Here is an 18,288-nt window from a genome sequence, read left to right on the forward strand (position 1 = left end):
CACTATGTGCTTTGAATGCAAAAAGGAAAATCGAGGCCCGTCCATGAAAGAATCGTTTCCCCACCAAGCCTATACCAAGCTCAGCGCTGCGTATGCTGCAGCCATCGACACGAAGCCCCACAACGCTTTCTACGACCGGCCGGCGGTCAAATCCCTGGTGGGTTCTCTTGGTGGGCGGCACATCTTGGATGCTGGATGTGGAACAGGGGCCTACACCCAGTGGCTGCTGCAGGAGGGCGCACGTGTTGTTGCACTCGATGCCAATGAAGCCATGCTTGCCCATGCCCGGGACCGAATCGGGGACAAAGCCGAATTCGTGCAAGCAAATCTTGAGGAACCGATGCCCTTTCTGCAATCTTCTTCCTTTGACGGCATTCTCAGTGCCTTGACCATCACGTACTGCAAGGACCTGCTGCCGGTATTTACCGAGTTCTCACGAGTACTCAAGCCCCAAGGGTGGCTGGTATTCTCCACCGAGCACCCTTTTTTTGCTTACAGGAACAACAATCTCCAGTCCTATTATGAGACGCAGGAGTTGCATATTCCCTGGAAAGGGTTCAGCGTCGAGGTGGTCATGGACAGCTATTACCACAGTTTGAGTGCAATTACTGAAGCCCTTTCGTCTTCCGGATTTCTTATAGAACGCATCATCGAACCCTATCCTGCCAAGGAGTTTGAAGCCGCCGATCCCAAGGGATACGAAAAACTGATGAAGTTTCCCCTCTTCTTGTTTGTAAGGGCGATTAGGCGTTAGGTCTCCAATCCCAGATGCAGCAGTTCATTGACTTTCTTCTGTACTGAGGTAAGTCGGCCGCAATAGCAGGTCCCCTGTTCGCTGAATGAGACATTCCGCAAGTCACTGAGGGAGAAGAGCACCTCTTCCACGGAAAGTCCACTTCCTTCCAGAGCCTCGTGGAGTACAGCCCTGATCGTCTCACTGATCAGTTGCAGAAATACCCTGCCAAGGAAGTATTGCGGGCTTTGGACCTGCAGGTTTTGACAATCCTCGAAGTTCATGAGGTTATCGAATCTTCGTTCGAACGCATTGCGTTTCTCGTACATATCCAGTGCTTCCTGGCTCGAAAGTTCCGTATTGGTCACCAAGGCCCAGAATCCGGCATGGGAGGCTTCGAAACGCTGTACGGGATCGGATGCAAGCTGTACATGATGCAAGGCTTTGCTGCGCTTTCGGACTCTGAAGTACGTCTCATACAACCTTGCATGCTCCTCGACATGCTGGCCGGTTTCAAGCTCCCGCTTGCATCGGCCCAACAAGGAAAAGAGATTCTCCCTTTGATTGGTCCGCCAGAGCTCATCATAAAACAGATGCACATAGAGAGATTGGTTCCCGAAAAATGGAGCCAGGAGGCGAAGGCTCCGTATATTTCGTTTTTGTGAATCAACCAGGCCAATACCCGTTTCGATTGCCTGCCGGTTGCTTGCGATCAATTCATCGAGCCATCCTTGTCTGGTAGGAACCCGGAAAAGGAAGGATCTGTTCTGTTGCAGCAACTGTTCAATCCTCGATAATGAGAAGAACCTGCGGTTGAGCATGAGAATGCTTGCATCGTCCGCATCGAGAAACGACAGGGTCTCGTCTACCGTCCTGCAGTCAAGCATGGTGCCGGGCAGGATTTGGAAGGAGATGGGGTGAAATCTCTCATAGGTGGTCAGAAGTACGATGGTATTCTGTTCGAGCGCCTCGCTGTCTCGATTGTACCCATACTGCAGGTATGGATTGTGATTCTCATAACTGGCGATTGCACACAGGTCGAAAACCGCATACTTCTGCCCTCCTTGTGTCAGTTTGGCCTGCCATGTCCGCAGCAGCTCCACATCGAGCAATCTCAGCAGTTCTCGCACCGCCTGAAGGTCGGCAGGCCCCTGATGGAGACCCGACTTCCCTTGTTCCCAGAACAAGGCGAAGGACAAAGGCCTTCTGTTACAGAGGAGAAACCAGGCCAGATGCAGAAGCCGGTCGGTCGCATCGGGACCGAGCAGGGAAGCAAGCTCCTGAATTGGTCGACAGTGTTGCTGAACATAGTCCTGCAGGCGGGCAAGACCCGGCGAGGTGAAGGTGGGAATCACCTGCATCCCGGTATCTTCCTGCCGGGAGATTTTTTCCCGATATGCTGGATTATAGACACGCTGGCCTGTCACACGATCCAGCTTTCCAATGCATCGACGCTTATGGCGTGTTTGTTTCTTGTGCGGGTCCCAATAGTGTTGGTCCTCGTAGAGATAGGTAACGTTGTTCTTTTTATTGGTAATTTCAATGACTTTTGGAGGAGAAAGTGTAGCTTCCATGTTATAATTTATAGCATTCCTACTCCTCAATCTCAAGGGTAAATCATAGCCTCCCAATTAATTAATCAACACCATGTTATAACTGAACTCTAATTACAAACATATATATTATAACAAATAGAGTACTTGTTATTGTTCTTGATCATACAATTTTGTTACAATTTCCTATCACGTTCTTAAAGGAGATACATGTGAACATAACTAAAAAGTTGTATCGTATTATGCTGCTTGTTGGTCTTTTGGCCTTGCTCGTCCTGCCTTCCTTGGTCGGCCAGGGACAGAAAGAAAGCAACAATACCATCTCATTTGCAGGCTCTGGAGGGTATCCCCCATTCAACTACCTGACCGAAACCGGCGAGGTTGCCGGCTTTGACGTGGATGTCGCCCAAGAAATCGCCGACCGAATGGGAAAGGAACTCACCTACGTAACCACCAGCTGGGACGGCATTGTCGAAGGTTTGCGTGCAAAACGCTATGACGGCATCCTGGGAAGCATGGGGATTACGGAGGAGAGACAGAAAGTCGTTGATTTCTCACAGCCCTACTACTATAGCGGACCGCAGCTGATCACCCGCAAGGACAGCACCATCAAGCAGGTGGAGGACCTGAAGGCAAGCCATCTCCTGGGTTTGGTGACCGGTACCACCTTCGAACGGGATGCTGAACAGCTGGGCACCCAGGTCAAGCTCTACGAGGACGACAACCAGACCTTGATCGAGCTGCTCAACGGCAGGATCGATGGAGTGCTCACCGACAGGATCGTCGGCCTCAATGCCATCGCAGAACTCAAGGAAGGAGACAGGCTCACCTTGGTCGGCTCGGTACTGAGAAGCGAGGTGATGGCCATTGCCTTCCATAAGGACAACACTGAGCTGAAGAACCAGGTCAATGACATACTCTCATCAATGTTCGCCGATGGAACCATGAAGGCGATCAGTGAGAAGTGGTTCGGCGGAGAAGACATCACCGTCGAATAAGGGAGCATCCTACCATGCATATACTACCTTGGGATCTCACAGTCATCCCGTCGAAGTTTTTTCTGTTCGCCGAAGCCGCTCAATACACGTTGCAGATTACCTTCTTCGGGATCCTGCTCGGTCTCATGATTGGATTGGTGGCCGCCCTCGGCCGCCTCTCCCATCGCTCTTGGCTCTCGGCTGTCTGCAGGTCGTACATTTTTCTGGTGCGGGGGACTCCACTTTTGGTGCAGCTGTTCATCGTCTACTACGGGCTGACAAGCCTGGTCACCATCGCCCCGATTCCCTCGGCGGTCATAGCCCTGGGTTTCCATAACGGGGCATATATTGCAGAGATATTCAGAGGGTCCATCCAGTCGATCGATATAGGCCAGATGGAAGCGGCGCGAAGCCTGGGCATGCCCCGCTCGAAAGCCATGCAGCGAATCATCCTGCCTCAGGCCTTCAAGCGAGCCGTACCCCCGCTTGGAAACCAGCTGATCATTGCACTCAAGGACAGCTCGCTCGCTTCGACCATCGCAGTTCCCGAACTCATGCTGAAGGGAAGGCAGATGGGTTCATCCTCATTCATGTATATGGAGATGTTTCTGATCGTCGGCATCTGGTACCTGATCATGACCAGCGTGCTCTCATTTGTGATGCATCGTATCGAACAAAGACTAAAGGTGAGCGACCGTGACTAACGAAACAAAGAAAACCGACGAAACCATTCTGAGAATCGAGCATCTGGTAAAACGATTCGGGGAATTGGAGGTGCTCAAGGACATCAATCTCGAAGTCAAACGCGGGGAGGTGGTGGTCATCATCGGAGCCTCGGGCAGTGGAAAAAGCACCTTGCTGCGATGTGTGAACTTCCTTGAGAAGGCGCAGAAAGGAAAGATTTTCATCAACGGAAAACTGGTGAAGCAGAGCGAGAAGCAGCTGAACAAGGTACGGCAGGAGCTCGGCATGGTGTTTCAGCACTTCAATCTCTTCCCTCACATGACAGTTATACAGAATGTGATGGAGGGGATGGTACAGGTGAAGAAATTCCCCAGGGAGAAGGCCCGCAAGGCAGCCTCGGACCTCCTTGATCAAGTCGGTCTGGCAGAGAAGGCCGACGTCTATCCTGCGATGCTCAGCGGCGGACAGAAACAACGCGTCGCCATCGCCCGCGCTTTGGCGATGAACCCGAAGATCATGCTCTTCGACGAACCCACCAGTGCACTCGACCCCGAACTGGTCGGGGAAGTCCTTTCGGTAATGACGGATCTTGCCAAGAAAGGAATGACCATGCTGGTGGTCACTCATGAAATGTGGTTCGCCAAGGAGGTAGCCGACCGGGTGATATTCATGGATGAGGGCTTCATCCTTGAAGAGGCGAACCCGCAGGACATGTTTACGTCCCCGAAGGAAGAACGGACCTTGGCCTTCCTCAAGCAGGTGTTGCCCCAGCAAGGTTGAGTCCTATTCCAGGAGGTTCAAAATCGCCTGATACGTCTCCATGATGAACTTCTCATCAAGAGGGCTCTGAGCATTATTGACGGTGACCACTACGGTATGGCGATTGTGCTCCTCATCCTCCAGATAGGTGGTCAGGTTGAGCACTCCCGGCTCGCTGCCTCCCTTATAGGCCACCCGATGCCAGCGCTCCTTGGTTGCAAGGCCTGCGTTGACGGTCATAAGAGGCAGAATCTGCAGGCGCTCGATCAGGGAGGCAAGCTCATGTGCTGTCATGAACCACTCAATGTCAATGGCGACAGGATTACCCGAAAGGAGGCCGGGCTCCATAAGAGGACGGCTCTTGATCTGGTCCAGAACCTTTTCCTTTTCTGCAGATGAACCTGTTCGGTACCGCGCAAGCAGGTCGCTGTTCGCAGGATTCTTCAACCGAAACGCTTCTGCTGTAGAGAGCACGGGCCTGCTGTTCGACAGGTATGAACCCACACTGTTTCTTCCAACCAACGACATGAGGGCATCGGTGGCGGTGTTGTCGCTCTGGCTGATCATCAAGGTCGCCAGCGTCTCAATGGTAAGACGCGAGCCGGTCGGCCAGTCCTGCAGGATTCCTGTTGGAAGACTCTTCCACATGGAGAGGAGCCGAACACTCTGAAACCACTGCAGCTTGTTTTCTCGCACGGCATCCTCAACGGCGGCAAGGATGCCCAGCTTGAAGGAAGAGCCCACGGCCAGGGGAATGTCGGCATTGTGGGCGACCACGGTCTCTGCGTTCTTACGAATCAGGATAGCAGTATCTGCATCGAGGTCGATGATCTGCTTCACTGCATCGGCGAGGGTAAGGCGGGCTCTGATCACTTCGGTGAATTGCAGACCGGCCACTTGATTCGACCCGTCCAGGCTGATATAGGCGGTTACGGTTCCTTCATCAAAGACCAGTGTGTACGGATTGGTACTACCCTTCACCTGCTTGAAGGGACCCAGTTGCGCCGAAAATTGGTCGAGAATCTGGTGCATCACAGCAAGCGGAACAGCACGTTCAAACTGCGCGGCATAGTCAATGCTTTCAGGACCTTTGGTGAACAGGCTTTCCAAGGTGGAAGCTTCATCGGCAAAGAGAGAGATGCCGAGTGCAAAAAGCAACATGCATATGCATGCAACGTATTTGTATGGTTTCATACGCTACTATGAGCACAAGTGAAAATCTTTGTAAAGCACTCCACCGTATCCAGTCAAGTAAATCCGGTATACAGGATGCAATGCCGAGAATAACAAGTATTCACGTCTTTTGTTTCTCACAACATATAATTACAGGATTGACAGGTGGCTATAGCGTGCTACACTAGAAGCAGGTGTTACGTAACACCTGCCTAAAAAGGCAGGTTGTATCACGAATGTACGAAGGAGGATTTTTAAATGAGGAAACATCTGTTGAACATGGTGGCATTCAGCCTCATGCTTGTCCTGGCAGCCGGCACCGTATTTGGAGCAGGCACACAGGAAGCTGCAAAAGAAACAACCGTCAATATGTTCCAGCTCAAGGTTGAAATCAAGGACGCCATCGACGGCTATGCTGCAGCCTACTCTGCAGCCACACCCGGTGTGACGGTCAAGGTCGAGACCCTCGGCGGCGGTGCCGACTACGGCGGGGCCCTGAAGGCAAAAGCGCAAGCCGGCCAAATGCCCGACATCTTTGTGATCGAAGGCCGCGGCGGCTATGACATCTGGAAAGACTACATCGCCGATCTCGGCGACCAGGCATGGGTTGCAGACACGGACCTGGCTTTCAAGGTGGATGGAAAGGTCTACGGCTTCCCCGTCGCCATTGAAGGCTACGGTCTGGCGTACAACGCCGACATTCTTGCAAAAGCAGGCATCGATCCGGCTAAGCTGACCACTCGTGCGGCATACGAGCAGGCATTCAAGACTCTCGAAGCAAAGAAAGCCGAGTTAGGCATTGATGCCCCGGTTTCCATGGCTGCATCGGTTGCAGGCGGAATGTGGTGGGTTGCGGCACAGCACAACCTCGCTACCTATTGGGGCGGCGGACTTGACTTTACCGACACCCGCATCATCGACATGGCCCTGCAAGGCAAGCTTGACGATGCCCGCTTCCTTCAGTATGCCAAGTATCTGCAACTGCTGTTCAAGTATGCCGACCAGAAGATCCTGCTCAACGGCAGCTATGACGATCAGGTCGGAGCCTTCGCCCAGGGCAAGACTGCATTCCTGCATCAGGGCAACTGGGTCGATCCCAACCTGAAACAGCTTGGTGTCACCTTCCCGATCGGCTACGCCCCGCATGCCTTCCTCGACACCGAGCAGAAGGGCCTGTACCTCTTCGCTCCCTCATGGTACTGCGTCAATGCCAAGAGCCCCAATGCCGAGGCTGCAAAGGCATTCCTCAATGCCATGGCCACCACAGCCGAAGGTCATGACTACATGGTCAACAAGGCCGGTATGATTCCCGCCTTCAAGTCGGTCACGCTCAAGCCGGCCGGCCAGCTCAGCCAAGCCTTGATGGCGGCAAATGCCAAGGGCGGCAACTATGGCGTCTTCTTCGGCATGCTGCCCGATGGAGCCGGCCAGAACGTCTTCGGCCCGATCTTCGACCTGTTTGCCCAGAACCAGAACAATATCAATCAGTTCATCGCAGACATGAAGAAGGCTGTCGCCGATCTTCCCAAGATGTAATACACTACTCGTTTCCTGCACAGGTCTCATCCTGTGCAGGAGCTTTCCGGGGGGCGAACACCAATGAAAAAGAACCGTGCCGTCAATATTGTATTTGTCGCACCATGCGTCCTGACCTTCGTCATGGTCATCATCATTCCCTTCTTCTTCGGTCTCTACTATTCAGTGACTGACTGGAACGGAGTACGTAATGATGTCGCCTTCGTCGGGCTGAAGAACTTCAGCAACCTCATGTCGTCTCCGGATTTCATCTATTCGTTCTTGATCACCATCGCCTATACGCTGATCAATATTGTTTTCATCAACATCGTCAGCTTCGTCCTTTCCTTGATTGTAACCAGCAAGATCAAAAGGCGGAATTTCTACCGCTCGGGATTCTTCGTCCCCTACCTGATCGGAGGAATCGTACTGGGTTACATCTGGCAGTTCATTCTGAACAACATCCTGGTGAAAATCGGAACCACCTACTCCATCGCCTTCTTGGAGACATCCTTTCTCAGCATGCCGCATACCGTCATCTGGACGATGGCTGTAGTCAACACCTGGCAGTATGCCGGTTACATCATGCTGATTTTTGTGGCAGCCATCCAAAGCATCCCATCCTCTCTCATGGAGGCTGCGAATGTCGACGGGGCCAGCTATTTTCATCGGGTCATCCACATACTCATACCGATGATGGCGAACGCGTTCACCATCTCCATCTTTTTGACCCTTACTACATCATTCAAACAATTCGATATGAACATGACACTGACCAACGGGGGTCCTGCAACACGTTTCATGGACGCACCGGTCAAGGCCAGTCAGTTGTTGGCCATGAATATATTCAATACCGCCACGGCAAACCGGATGGCGGAAGCCCAGGCCAAGGCAGTGGTTCTGTTTATTGCCTTGTTGATCGTCTCCCTGATCCAGGTATCAGTGAATAAGAAGAAAGAGGTGGAGATGTGATGAAACCACTACGCTTGGGAAAAAACAACCGCTCCCTGAAACCCGATCTGCTGCTGCTGGAACTGGTGACGATCCTGCTCTTCATCCTTTTCATGTTCCCCTTCATCATGGTGGTGTTGAACTCCGCCAAGACATCGCGGGAAATCATTTTCGATGCAATAGCCCTTCCTGCAAACTGGAACCAGCTGTGGGTGAACGTCGGACTCATCTTCAACAATCCGACGGTCGACTATCTGGGCGCCTTCGTCGACAGCATCGTCATTACGGTGTTATCGCTTCTGGTCATATCGATTTGTTCCTCCATGGCGGCATGGATTCTGGTGCGGAACAAGACCCTGTGGTCGACCATCCTCTTCATGGCCTTTGTTTCGGCAATGGTCATTCCTTTCCAGGTCCTGATGTACCCCTTGGTCCGTTGGATGCGGGTGATCGGGGAGTTCCTGCATTTCCGCCTGCTCGGAACCGTAGGGGGCATTGTATTCGCATACCTCGGATTCGGAAGTCCCCTGTCGATCTTCATCTTTCACGGATTCATCAAGAACATCCCCTTGGAGATCGAGGAGTCGGCGACCATCGACGGCTGTCCGAAGAGTACGGTATTCTTCAGGATTGTATTCCCCTTGCTGCAGCCGATCATCATCACCGTTCTCATTCTCAACGGGATCTGGATCTGGAACGACTATCTGTTGCCCCTGTTGGTGCTTGGCTCCAACGGGAGGGTGCAGACGATCCCCATCGCTGTAACGGCCTTCGCAGGCGCATATCTCAAGCAATGGGATCTGATTCTCACCTCAACGTTGATAGCCATGCTTCCGATTATTGTCTTATATATTTTCGCTCAACGATACATCATCAAGGGCATGGTTGAAGGTTCAATTAAATAGAGGGAGAGAAAACATGAAAATTGTACTGGTTGGTGCTGGAAGCATCCAGTTTGGCTTGGGTACGCTGGGCGATATCTTTACCAGCAAAGCACTCAAGGGCAGCGAGATAACACTGCTCGACATCAATATACAGTCGTTGGACATCGTCCTGCAAACAACGCAGGCATTCATACAGGCGCACGACCTGCCATATACGGTGAATGCGACCATCGACCGAAGGAGCGCCTTTGCCGGTGCCGATTTCATCATCTCCTCCATCGAGGTGGGCAACCGATTCCAGATGTGGGACGAGGATTGGAAGGTTCCCCTGCAGTACGGGGTGCATCAGGTGTACGGTGAAAACGGCGGCCCGGGGGGTGTTTTTCATTCACTTCGCATCGGCAAGGTGATTTTGGACATCGTCAAGGATGCCATGGAGATTTGTCCCGATGCCTGGATATTCAACTACTCCAACCCGATGACTGCCATCTGCACCACCGTCAAACGCATGTATCCCCAGGCAAAGTTTGTGGGTATGTGCCATGAAATCGGCTGGCTGGGCCGCTGGTTGCCCAAGATGCTGGGCAGAGCCCATGAGGACCTCCACTACCGAGCTGCAGGATTGAACCATTTCAGCTGCATGATCAGCCTGACCGACAGAAAGACAGGAGAGAACCTCTATCCCGAAGTGCTGGCGAGAGCCGATCGGTTCTTCGAACAGGAGCCCGGGTACAGCGACTTGTACGATTCGTACAGGCGCACGGGTTCACTTGCAGCAGCTGAGAAATTCGATAAAGGGGAGACGAATCTAAAGAGTGCTTATACGTGGGCCGACCGCAAGCTGGTGCAGTTCATGCTGAAGAACTACAAGCTGCTGCCCATCACCACGGACAGCCATTTCGGTGAATACCTCAGCTGGGCCTGGGACGTAGTGGACCATCGGGGCATACTCGATTTCTACGATGTATACAAGGTCATGCTCTCCCAGGAAGTCCCCCATGAGATTCGGCTGGAGACATCAGAGCGTGTCATTCCCATCATCGACGGGATCATTACCGACGCCAAGAGCGAGGAAGCCGCCGTCAATATCCTCAATGCAGGACTCATTGACGACCTGCCGTCCTGGTTGGTGGTGGAGGTTCCTGCAATGATCGACAAGAACGGCATCACAGGAATCAGGATGGGGCAGCTGCCCAAGGGATATCTGGCTCTGTTGCGCTCGTACGCCGGTGTCTATGACATGACGGCCGAGGCGATCATCCATAAAAGCAAGGAGTATGCAATTCAGGCCCTGCTGGCCAATCCGGTGGTCCACCAAGCCTCTTCATTGGAGGAATTGGTCGATCGAATGATCAGCAAGCAGGAACGTTGGCTGGGATATCTGAAGTAGGCGAACCAACAACGGATGGGAGTATACTTCCATCCGTTGAATTTTGTAGAATGGGCGGATATGGCTACAATCAAGGAAATCTCCCGTAAGGCCGGGGTGAGTGCTACTACGGTTGCAAATGTCATTCACGGCCGCACCAGCAAAGTCTCCCCTGCCACCCTGCAAAAGGTGCAGGCGATTATTGAATCGGAAAAGTATGCCCCCAATATGGGCGCCATGATGTTGCTGGGCAACAACTCACGAATCATCGGCGTGATCATGTTCACCGAGCCCAGACATAACGAAACCGTGTTGGAAGACCCGTTCTCCTCGGCCATCCTCGGGGCAATGGAGCGTGATATTCGAGCCGCCGGCTACTACATGATGCTCTATGTCTCCAGCGATGAGGAGGAGGTTGTCCGTCTATCCAAGGCTTGGAAGATGGACGGCCTGATTCTTGTCTGGGTCCCGGGCAAGATTTGCAGCATCATCAGCTCAAGCGTCGATGTTCCCTTGGTCTACATTGACTGCTTTTTCAATGACGACGATCACACGTATTATAATATCGGGCTGGAAGACAGACGAGGGGGGTATGAGGTGACGAAGTACCTCCTCTCGATGGGGCACACCAACATACTGTTCCTCCCATGCAACCCCATTTTTCCCGGCGGCGATTCAGAGCGGTTTTCCGGATGCAAGGAGGCTTTTACTGAACACGGCTTGGTTCTCACTGATGAAGCAAAGCGGCCCCTGCCGTACGATCGTGCAAAGCGGGAGAAGATCTATCTTGAAATCACGGGAAAGGATGCGGGTTATACGGCTTTGGTGTTCTCTTCCGATTACTACGCTTCCGAAGCGCTCACTTTCTTGCAGGAACAGGGCATCAATGTTCCCGATGACATCTCCATCACCGGTTTTGACGATAATATCTTCTCTCGTCTGGTAACACCCAGGTTGACCACCGTCCATCAGGATTCGAGCAGAAAAGGGAGGCTTGCCATCGAGATGTTGATGCGCCTGCTCCGTGGAGAAGAAATCGAGCAGCCGAGGGTTACGCTGCCGATATATCTGCAGATACGCGATTCGGTGCGAAAGCTCTAACTCTCGGTTCTCTCCCTATGCACAAAAGCCTCCCCTTCTGAATCGGATGGGGGGTTTTTGTTGCAGGTATCTTCAACTATCCATGGTTCTGTTATTTATATAACAAGTAAAATGTTTTTACAACAAATTGACACGTTGCTTCAATGGTTGTATTCTTATTAACATTCACATACCCTATTGGGGCTCTGTTGCCTTATAGAGAGAAAGGAAGGATACCAATGAAGAAAACTGTTGCTGTTTTGGTCGTACTGCTCTGTCTGACCGGAATGCTGTTCGCCCAAGGGAAGCAGGAAGCCCCCGCTTCACAAGCAAAGGTGCTGAGAGTCGCCATGGAGTGCGGCTATGCACCGTACAACTGGACCCAGACCACCAATGCGAACGGGGCTGTACCCATCTCCGGTTCAAAGGAGTTCGCATACGGCTATGATGTAATGATGGCCAAGCTGATCACCGAGCGCCTGGGCTATGACCTTGAGATTGTAAAGCTGGACTGGGATTCGCTCGTGCCTGCAGTGCAGTCCGGTACGGTGGACTGCGTCATCGCCGGTCAGTCGATCACCTCGGACCGCATGCAGATGGTTGATTTTACCTCCCCGTACTACTATGCCTCGATCGTCTGCCTGACGAACGGTGACAGCAAGTACGCCTCGGCAAAGGGTATCAGCGATCTGGCGGGAGGCGCCTGCACCAGTCAGCTCGGGACCATCTGGTACGACACCTGTCTGCCTCAGATTCCCAATGCAAAGATCCTCCCGGCCCAGGAGTCTGCACCTGCCATGCTGGTTGCCCTGAACAGCAAGCGCGTGGACTTCATCTGTACCGATATGCCTACTGCCAAAGCCGCCATTGTTGCTTACCCGAACATGAAGATTCTCGATTTCGCTGGCTCAAATGATGATTTTGCTGTCAGTGAAGAGGAAATCAACATCGGTATTTCCGTCTCCAAGAAGAACCCTGAGCTGACCAAGGCAATCAACAGCGTACTGGACACCCTCATCGTCGATGACTTCAATGCCATGATGGAGAGCGCCATCGCCGTTCAACCTCTGTCCAACTAACCTGAAGGAAATGGAATGTCGATATCTGAAATGAATTTCTTGCAGAGGATGCTCTACATCCTCGAGCAGTACAGCGGCTCCCTTGCAAAAGGGGCCGCTACCACCATGGTAATCGCCATCGTCTGTACGGCCTTGGGATGCGTTATCGGTTTTGCAGTCGGTATCGTCCAGACACTTGAACCAAAGAAGAAGGACAATATTTTCTATAAGATTATCTTGAAAGTCATCAAGCTGCTGCTCACCGCCTATGTAGAACTCTTCCGCGGAACGCCGATGATGTTGCAGGCTGCGTTCATCTACTATGGTGCAAGCCAGGTCTTCGGCCTCAACCTCGGCATGTGGCAGGCGGCGATCCTGATCGTCTCCATCAACACGGGAGCCTATATGGCTGAGACGGTCCGCGGGGGCATCCTGTCCGTCGACATCGGCCAAACCGAGGGTGCAAAGGCCATCGGCATGAATCACTTCCAGACAATGTTGTCCGTCATTCTCCCTCAGGCACTGAGAAACATCATGCCCCAGATCGGCAACAACTTGATCATCAACATCAAGGATACCTGTGTATTGTCCATCATCGGAACCGTCGAGCTCTTCTTCACCTTCAAGAGCATTTCAGGGGCTTTGTATACCTATTTTGAAGCTGCCACGGTCATTCTCATCATATATTTCATCCTGACCTTCGTCTCATCGCGAATCCTGCTTGCATGGGAGAACCGAATGGACGGCCCTGTCAATTTCGACCTTGCCACAACTGATACCCTGGCTTTCACCAGCGGCATGATGCGTTTTCCGCGCAAGGCGAAGAGGAGGAAATAATGTCTGAAATTCTTAGCATCGAGCATCTTTCAAAACGCTTCGGCGAAAACGAGGTTCTCAAGGACATCAATTTTCAAGTTCGACCCGGGGATGTAACCTCGATCATCGGAGCCTCGGGTTCGGGAAAATCCACGCTGCTTCGATGCATCAACCTTCTGGAGAGCGCCACTTCCGGCAAGATTCTTTTCCACGGACAGAACATCCTCTCAGATCATGTCAACGAGGCGAAATATCGTGCGAAAGTAGGTATGGTCTTCCAATCCTTCAATCTCTTCAACAACCATACAGTGCTCAGCAACTGCATGGTCGGTCAAATCAAGGTGTTGAAGAAACCGAAGGAAGAGGCGTATGATGCAGCACTGCTCTATCTTGACAAGGTAGGCATGACCAGCCACATCAATGCCAAGCCTCATCAGCTCAGCGGCGGTCAGAAACAACGTGTTGCCATCGCCCGCGCCCTGGCGATGCAGCCTGAGATCCTGCTCTTTGATGAACCCACCTCAGCTCTCGACCCCGAGATGGTCGGTGAGGTACTGGACGTCATGAAGGCTTTGGCCAAGGAGGGAACCACCATGCTGGTCGTCACCCACGAGATGGCCTTTGCACGGGATGTCTCCAACCATGTCGTCTACATGTATGATGGGAAAATTGAGGAGGAAGGGGAGCCGAAGAATCTCTTCTCTCGTCCAAAGAGTCCCCAGCTGAAAGAGTTTCTCAGCCGATTCACCAAAACAGACCAATCCAACGATGCAACGTAAACAGTTCAGCCGATGAAACAATTCCCGGCTCGTGTGGACACTTTTTAAGGTGAAAATGCATCATAGTAAGTAACAATGGTCCTTATAAAACCTATCATGCACTAGTTTTGCCTGTAGGGCGTTGTTTGGTTTACCTAAAACCAGGCCTGCCCGAGGAGGCAGCATGAGAAAAAGGTTTTACATGGGGCTTATTACTGCATTGCTTGCGCTGGTAGTGGGCTGTACGACCACTACAACGACTAAGGCAGGTGTCCATCCGCTCTGGGATGCGGGAAATACCCGCGATAAAATCATTGTTCTCAGCGATATTCACCTCGGCATTGAGGATGCATATGCTGAAATTCTGGAAAACCGCTCCCATCTGATCGAATTCCTCAATCGAATCGCCGCTACAGCAGATGTACGGGAAGTGGTGCTCAACGGTGATATCCTGGATGAATGGTACCTGCCTCTCTCCTTCAACGAGACCGACCGTGATGCCTTCTATCAGGAAATTCTCGAGAACAACCGGGGGGTGCTCGCTGCGTTCAAGAACATTATGGATGCAGGAATCAAGCTGGTGTACGTAGTAGGGAATCACGATATGTCCATTACACCGGCGAGCATCGAAGAGGCAATCCCCGGCATTGTTGTCTGCTCCGACCGCCTCGGCCTCGGTCTCTACAGAACCGGGGACCGAAGCGAGATAGTCATCGAGCATGGACATCGCTACGACGTATTCTCAGCCCCGGATACCATCACCAATTCTCATCTGGTAAGTGGTCCCACGATGTTTCCTCCCGGATACTTCTATGCCCGGTATGCAGCCGATTGGGTGATCTCCGGCAAGCCGTCCTTCACAGCCGATCTTCCCGTCATATCAACAGTTCCAGACCGAGCGACGAATCCCGACCAGTTCGCCGCCTATGCCTATTACAAGACTCTTGCTACGGAGTTCAGCCGTATTACCTTGGGCAATGCATTCGGTGATGCGCTGTTCGATATCCGCATCGATGGGTACAACGATGTGTACTCCGTTAAGGATATGTTTCCGGTCCTCAATGAACAAGGCGAGATTTCTGCACCGGTTTTGTTTCCAAACTATCAGAGGACGTGGGATGCCCGTCAGCAGGCGAACGGTGTTCAAAAGAAGGCCAGTTTCATTGAAGCAGCACTCGGAGCACTCGGGGGAGATTACATCGAGACCCAGGCACGCCTGCAATTCGAAGTCGACAAGGCCCATAGCGATACCAGTGTCGTGCTCTTCGGCCACTCTCATATTCCTGCGTTCTACGACTACGGCAACAACCACTACTATGTAAACACCGGTACTTGGATCGACCACAACGTCAATTACAAGGAGGCAGACGGCAGCTACCTCGCCAGAACCTTTGCAGTAGTCACCACCGGTCCTTCCAATCAGGTGGGAGTCTACCAATATACCACCGATGGCAAGCTTCGTGATATCAAGGATCTGCTTCTCTCGGACCTTGTGTAACAGGATTGTCTGCCCCGTGGCCGAAGAGGCCATGGGGCTTGTTCTCAGAGCTTGATCAAACGGGTTTTGGAAAAATCGTCGGTATCACGGTCCAAATGATCGGCGAGATTCTGCACGGCTGCAACCACTGCTTCGAGATCATCGTCCGAAAGATTCTCCAAGAGGCCGAACATCTGTTTGTACCCGAGTTCCAGCAGCCCCTTGCTCTTGCTGCTGTAGAACTCCCTGCCAAAAGCCGACGGCCGCAGGATGATTTCTTTTTGGTTATCCGTTTTTTTGTACCGTTCAACCAGATGTTGCTGTACAAGGCGTTTCACATATTTGGAAAACGTGCTCTGAGGCATACCGAGACAACGGGAAAGTTCCGCCATCTTCAGAACTTCATCCTCATGTTCGATGATGCACTCCAAGACCTGCCAGCTCTGGGCGGAGAGAAACACTCCATCCTCCCCTCCCAGCTCAATATTATAGCCACGGACATAGATGTTGGCATATCTGGTCAACTGGCCTACGAGATTCCTATACCGCCCCATCCAGCTCAATTCCATGAAGCACTCCAGCCTACTCTCAAAGTAGTGTGAGTATAGCACATCTTGGAAGGGTGAAAACAGAACCAGGTGACATCGGCGAAAGCGGTTTTTGATGACACCTGGCAAATGGACAAGCGACTACAGCATGACTGCAAAGGAACCGGCAGCACTCAGGTACCAGACAATGAAAAGTGTTGCGATGCCGGCCCCTGCATACACCCTGCCGGTCTTGCGGAAGAAATACGTGTAGATGCAGGCAACAAGCGGCCAGAGAACCAACAAGGGGATGTAGTAGATGCCTCCCATCCCGGCAGCTGTCTGAATCAGAGGATTCGAGCCAAAGATAATGGATCCACCCACCATAAGCGGTACATACAGGAAGAGCAGCCAAACAACCGCTCCCAATGTCATCACAACGGCATTGATCGCCATCTCCCTGCCTAAACCAAGCTTGCCCTGCTTCGGTCTTTGGAAACCAGCCAACACGATTCCTTGCGGTATGAAATAGAGAGCAAAAGGAACCAAGTACCCAAGAAAGGCTAAAAACCGTTTCCCCGTGAATGGAAGCAGGGTGACAACCCAAGCCCTGAAATCCACCTTCCATACCCCGTCAACGAATACGAGAATCAGGTAAACAGGCAGGAGGGTGCATATTGCAAAGCCTAGGGATTTCAAGATTTTCATCCCGTCGAATGTACGTGAAGAGTCGGTCAATCCATAGTGCGCGACTGTAGCTCCTTTCTTCTTCAATTGGGTGTAATGCCCCAATATCATGAGAACAACGGCTATACCGCCGCAGAGCATCGACCAAACCATATATACATTGGTGAAATTCTGAGGCCAGAGTCTGTTTGGAGTAATCCAAGGCACAAAAAACATGTGATTCCAAACAAACAGATACAGCAGTGGCCCGATGGCGGTGGTGAGCAACGCACCGATCCACCAACTTCTACCCTCATACCCGCGGTACTCCGGGAGTTTCTCCTTCAAATCGTTGAAATACCGGGTTTCAAGAAGCAATGAACCCATCGGAAAGAGGAACAGCATTGCACCAAATAATGCAAGGGCCGTACCGATAAGCTTGACAGGCCAAATCTGATTGCGCGCAGAGAGCCCGTTTCCACCTTCAAGCGTCAGTTGCATCCACTCCAAGGCATTTGCAATAGCCGGAATGGAATCTGTAGCACCTGCATGGTTCTCCCAAGGCTGATAGAGTATTCTTGCTGTTCCTTCTTCGATGGACCCATACACCTTTCCGACCTCGATGGGATCGGTAGTATTGAACAACGGCTGCAATACCGGTGATACGGGAGCATCAGAACCCTTGCCGATGAATATCATCACGCCAAGCTCGGTAACCGTTCCAATATTGAAGGCTGCATTTTTAACCAAGGGGGCGGCCGAGAGGTCCATGGACCCCGGTGCATTCACCTCGGACTCCATGAAGAACACCGATGAGTAGCCATCGGGATTCGAGGTGATTGCACCCATCGCTCCTGCAAACCCTCCTTGGGACATCCCGACTATACCGATATTCTGCGTATCAACATTCGGCAGGCTTCGAAGATATGCAAGGCCGGCGGGACCTCCGGCCCCATGGTCGAGATTCTTGGCGGTGGATCTTCCATGACCGCTCATATCCATGGAGAGAACCACATATCCTCTTCGCGCAAATTCCAGCGCAGTATTCGCCATATGGTTCTTTTGATTATTCAACCCATGAATGGCAAGGATTGCCGGGGCTTTTCCGGTATTGGCCTTGGGCGTATACAGGTAGGCGCTTACCTTGAAGCCCGGTGCATGCCAAATGGAGACCTCTTCGACCTTCACCCTCCCAAACCCTGCATTCACCCATGCTCCTACCAGACTACCGCCAACCATGAGTATGATCGCCAGATAGAGCAACATCCAGTTCTTGCTTGTTTTCATTCAAGCCCTCCTTATTTCTTT

The 18,288-nt window shown here is 52.1% G+C and carries 17 protein-coding genes; 13 read left to right on the forward strand and 4 right to left on the reverse strand.

The window, feature by feature from the left end:
• The first annotated feature begins 43 nt into the window (after positions 1 to 43).
• On the forward strand, positions 44 to 754 hold the full coding sequence (locus tag MUG09_RS14625; protein WP_244772181.1) for a class I SAM-dependent methyltransferase: 711 nt from the start codon (positions 44 to 46) through the stop codon (positions 752 to 754).
• Here the strand turns inward: MUG09_RS14625 and MUG09_RS14630 are convergent.
• Positions 751 to 2,307: an IS1634 family transposase gene (locus MUG09_RS14630; RefSeq protein ID WP_244772182.1), complete on the reverse strand. Its 1,557-nt coding sequence runs from the start codon at positions 2,305 to 2,307 to the stop codon at positions 751 to 753. The genes MUG09_RS14625 and MUG09_RS14630 overlap by 4 nt on opposite strands.
• 191 nt (positions 2,308 to 2,498) lie before the next feature.
• Here MUG09_RS14630 and MUG09_RS14635 point away from each other — a divergent pair, with 191 nt between their 5' ends.
• From MUG09_RS14635 to MUG09_RS14645, 3 genes are read left to right on the forward strand one after another with little or no spacing between them, the layout of a single operon-like run.
• Entirely contained in the window at positions 2,499 to 3,284 is a 786-nt protein-coding gene (locus MUG09_RS14635; RefSeq protein ID WP_244772183.1) for an ABC transporter substrate-binding protein, read from the forward strand.
• Positions 3,285 to 3,298: 14 nt separating this feature from the next.
• Positions 3,299 to 3,967 carry an amino acid ABC transporter permease gene (locus MUG09_RS14640; protein ID WP_244772184.1) on the forward strand — a complete coding sequence of 223 codons (669 nt, stop codon included), beginning with the start codon at positions 3,299 to 3,301 and terminating at the stop codon, positions 3,965 to 3,967.
• Positions 3,960 to 4,727: an amino acid ABC transporter ATP-binding protein gene (locus MUG09_RS14645; RefSeq protein ID WP_425314085.1), complete on the forward strand. Its 768-nt coding sequence runs from the start codon at positions 3,960 to 3,962 to the stop codon at positions 4,725 to 4,727. Before MUG09_RS14640 ends, MUG09_RS14645 begins: the two co-directional genes overlap by 8 nt.
• Positions 4,728 to 4,730: 3 nt before the next feature.
• Here the strand turns inward: MUG09_RS14645 and MUG09_RS14650 are convergent, their stop codons facing one another.
• Positions 4,731 to 5,867, reverse strand: a complete 1,137-nt coding sequence (locus MUG09_RS14650) for a serine hydrolase (protein ID WP_244772185.1) — start codon at positions 5,865 to 5,867, stop codon at positions 4,731 to 4,733.
• Between the two features lie 270 nt (positions 5,868 to 6,137).
• Here MUG09_RS14650 and MUG09_RS14655 point away from each other — a divergent pair, with 270 nt between their 5' ends.
• The 9 genes from MUG09_RS14655 (at position 6,138) to MUG09_RS14695 (ending at position 15,808) form a co-directional block, all read left to right on the forward strand.
• Entirely contained in the window at positions 6,138 to 7,415 is a 1,278-nt protein-coding gene (locus MUG09_RS14655) for an ABC transporter substrate-binding protein (RefSeq protein ID WP_244772186.1), read from the forward strand.
• A gap of 63 nt (positions 7,416 to 7,478) precedes the next feature.
• Positions 7,479 to 8,366 (forward strand): carbohydrate ABC transporter permease, encoded by an 888-nt coding sequence (locus MUG09_RS14660; protein WP_244772187.1) that lies wholly within the window; start codon positions 7,479 to 7,481, stop codon positions 8,364 to 8,366.
• The gene (locus tag MUG09_RS14665) at positions 8,366 to 9,250 is read left to right on the forward strand and encodes a carbohydrate ABC transporter permease (protein ID WP_244772188.1); all 885 of its coding nucleotides are present in this window, start codon (positions 8,366 to 8,368) and stop codon (positions 9,248 to 9,250) included. Before MUG09_RS14660 ends, MUG09_RS14665 begins: the two co-directional genes overlap by 1 nt.
• Positions 9,251 to 9,263: 13 nt before the next feature.
• Positions 9,264 to 10,619 carry a family 4 glycosyl hydrolase gene (locus MUG09_RS14670; protein WP_244772189.1) on the forward strand — a complete coding sequence of 452 codons (1,356 nt, stop codon included), beginning with the start codon at positions 9,264 to 9,266 and terminating at the stop codon, positions 10,617 to 10,619.
• Positions 10,620 to 10,679: 60 nt separating this feature from the next.
• The gene (locus MUG09_RS14675; protein ID WP_244772190.1) at positions 10,680 to 11,699 is read left to right on the forward strand and encodes a LacI family DNA-binding transcriptional regulator; all 1,020 of its coding nucleotides are present in this window, start codon (positions 10,680 to 10,682) and stop codon (positions 11,697 to 11,699) included.
• 218 nt (positions 11,700 to 11,917) lie between these two features.
• A complete protein-coding gene (locus MUG09_RS14680) occupies positions 11,918 to 12,757 on the forward strand; it encodes a transporter substrate-binding domain-containing protein (protein WP_244772191.1) in 840 nt (279 codons plus the stop codon).
• Between the two features lie 15 nt (positions 12,758 to 12,772).
• On the forward strand, positions 12,773 to 13,573 hold the full coding sequence (locus MUG09_RS14685) for an amino acid ABC transporter permease (RefSeq protein WP_244772192.1): 801 nt from the start codon (positions 12,773 to 12,775) through the stop codon (positions 13,571 to 13,573).
• A complete protein-coding gene (locus tag MUG09_RS14690; protein ID WP_280529369.1) occupies positions 13,573 to 14,331 on the forward strand; it encodes an amino acid ABC transporter ATP-binding protein in 759 nt (252 codons plus the stop codon). Before MUG09_RS14685 ends, MUG09_RS14690 begins: the two co-directional genes overlap by 1 nt.
• A 163-nt stretch (positions 14,332 to 14,494) precedes the next feature.
• The gene (locus MUG09_RS14695) at positions 14,495 to 15,808 is read left to right on the forward strand and encodes a metallophosphoesterase (protein WP_244772193.1); all 1,314 of its coding nucleotides are present in this window, start codon (positions 14,495 to 14,497) and stop codon (positions 15,806 to 15,808) included.
• Positions 15,809 to 15,852: 44 nt separating this feature from the next.
• Here MUG09_RS14695 and MUG09_RS14700 read toward each other — a convergent pair whose 3' ends face one another.
• The gene (locus MUG09_RS14700; RefSeq protein ID WP_244772194.1) at positions 15,853 to 16,356 is read right to left on the reverse strand and encodes a MarR family winged helix-turn-helix transcriptional regulator; all 504 of its coding nucleotides are present in this window, start codon (positions 16,354 to 16,356) and stop codon (positions 15,853 to 15,855) included.
• 120 nt (positions 16,357 to 16,476) lie between these two features.
• Positions 16,477 to 18,267, reverse strand: coding sequence for an alpha/beta hydrolase (locus MUG09_RS14705; RefSeq protein WP_244772195.1), 1,791 nt, complete (start codon positions 18,265 to 18,267; stop codon positions 16,477 to 16,479).
• Positions 18,268 to 18,288: the final 21 nt, after the last annotated feature.

The sequence above is a fragment of the Sphaerochaeta associata genome (assembly GCF_022869165.1).
GTDB classification, from domain to species: Bacteria; Spirochaetota; Spirochaetia; order Sphaerochaetales; family Sphaerochaetaceae; genus Sphaerochaeta; species Sphaerochaeta associata.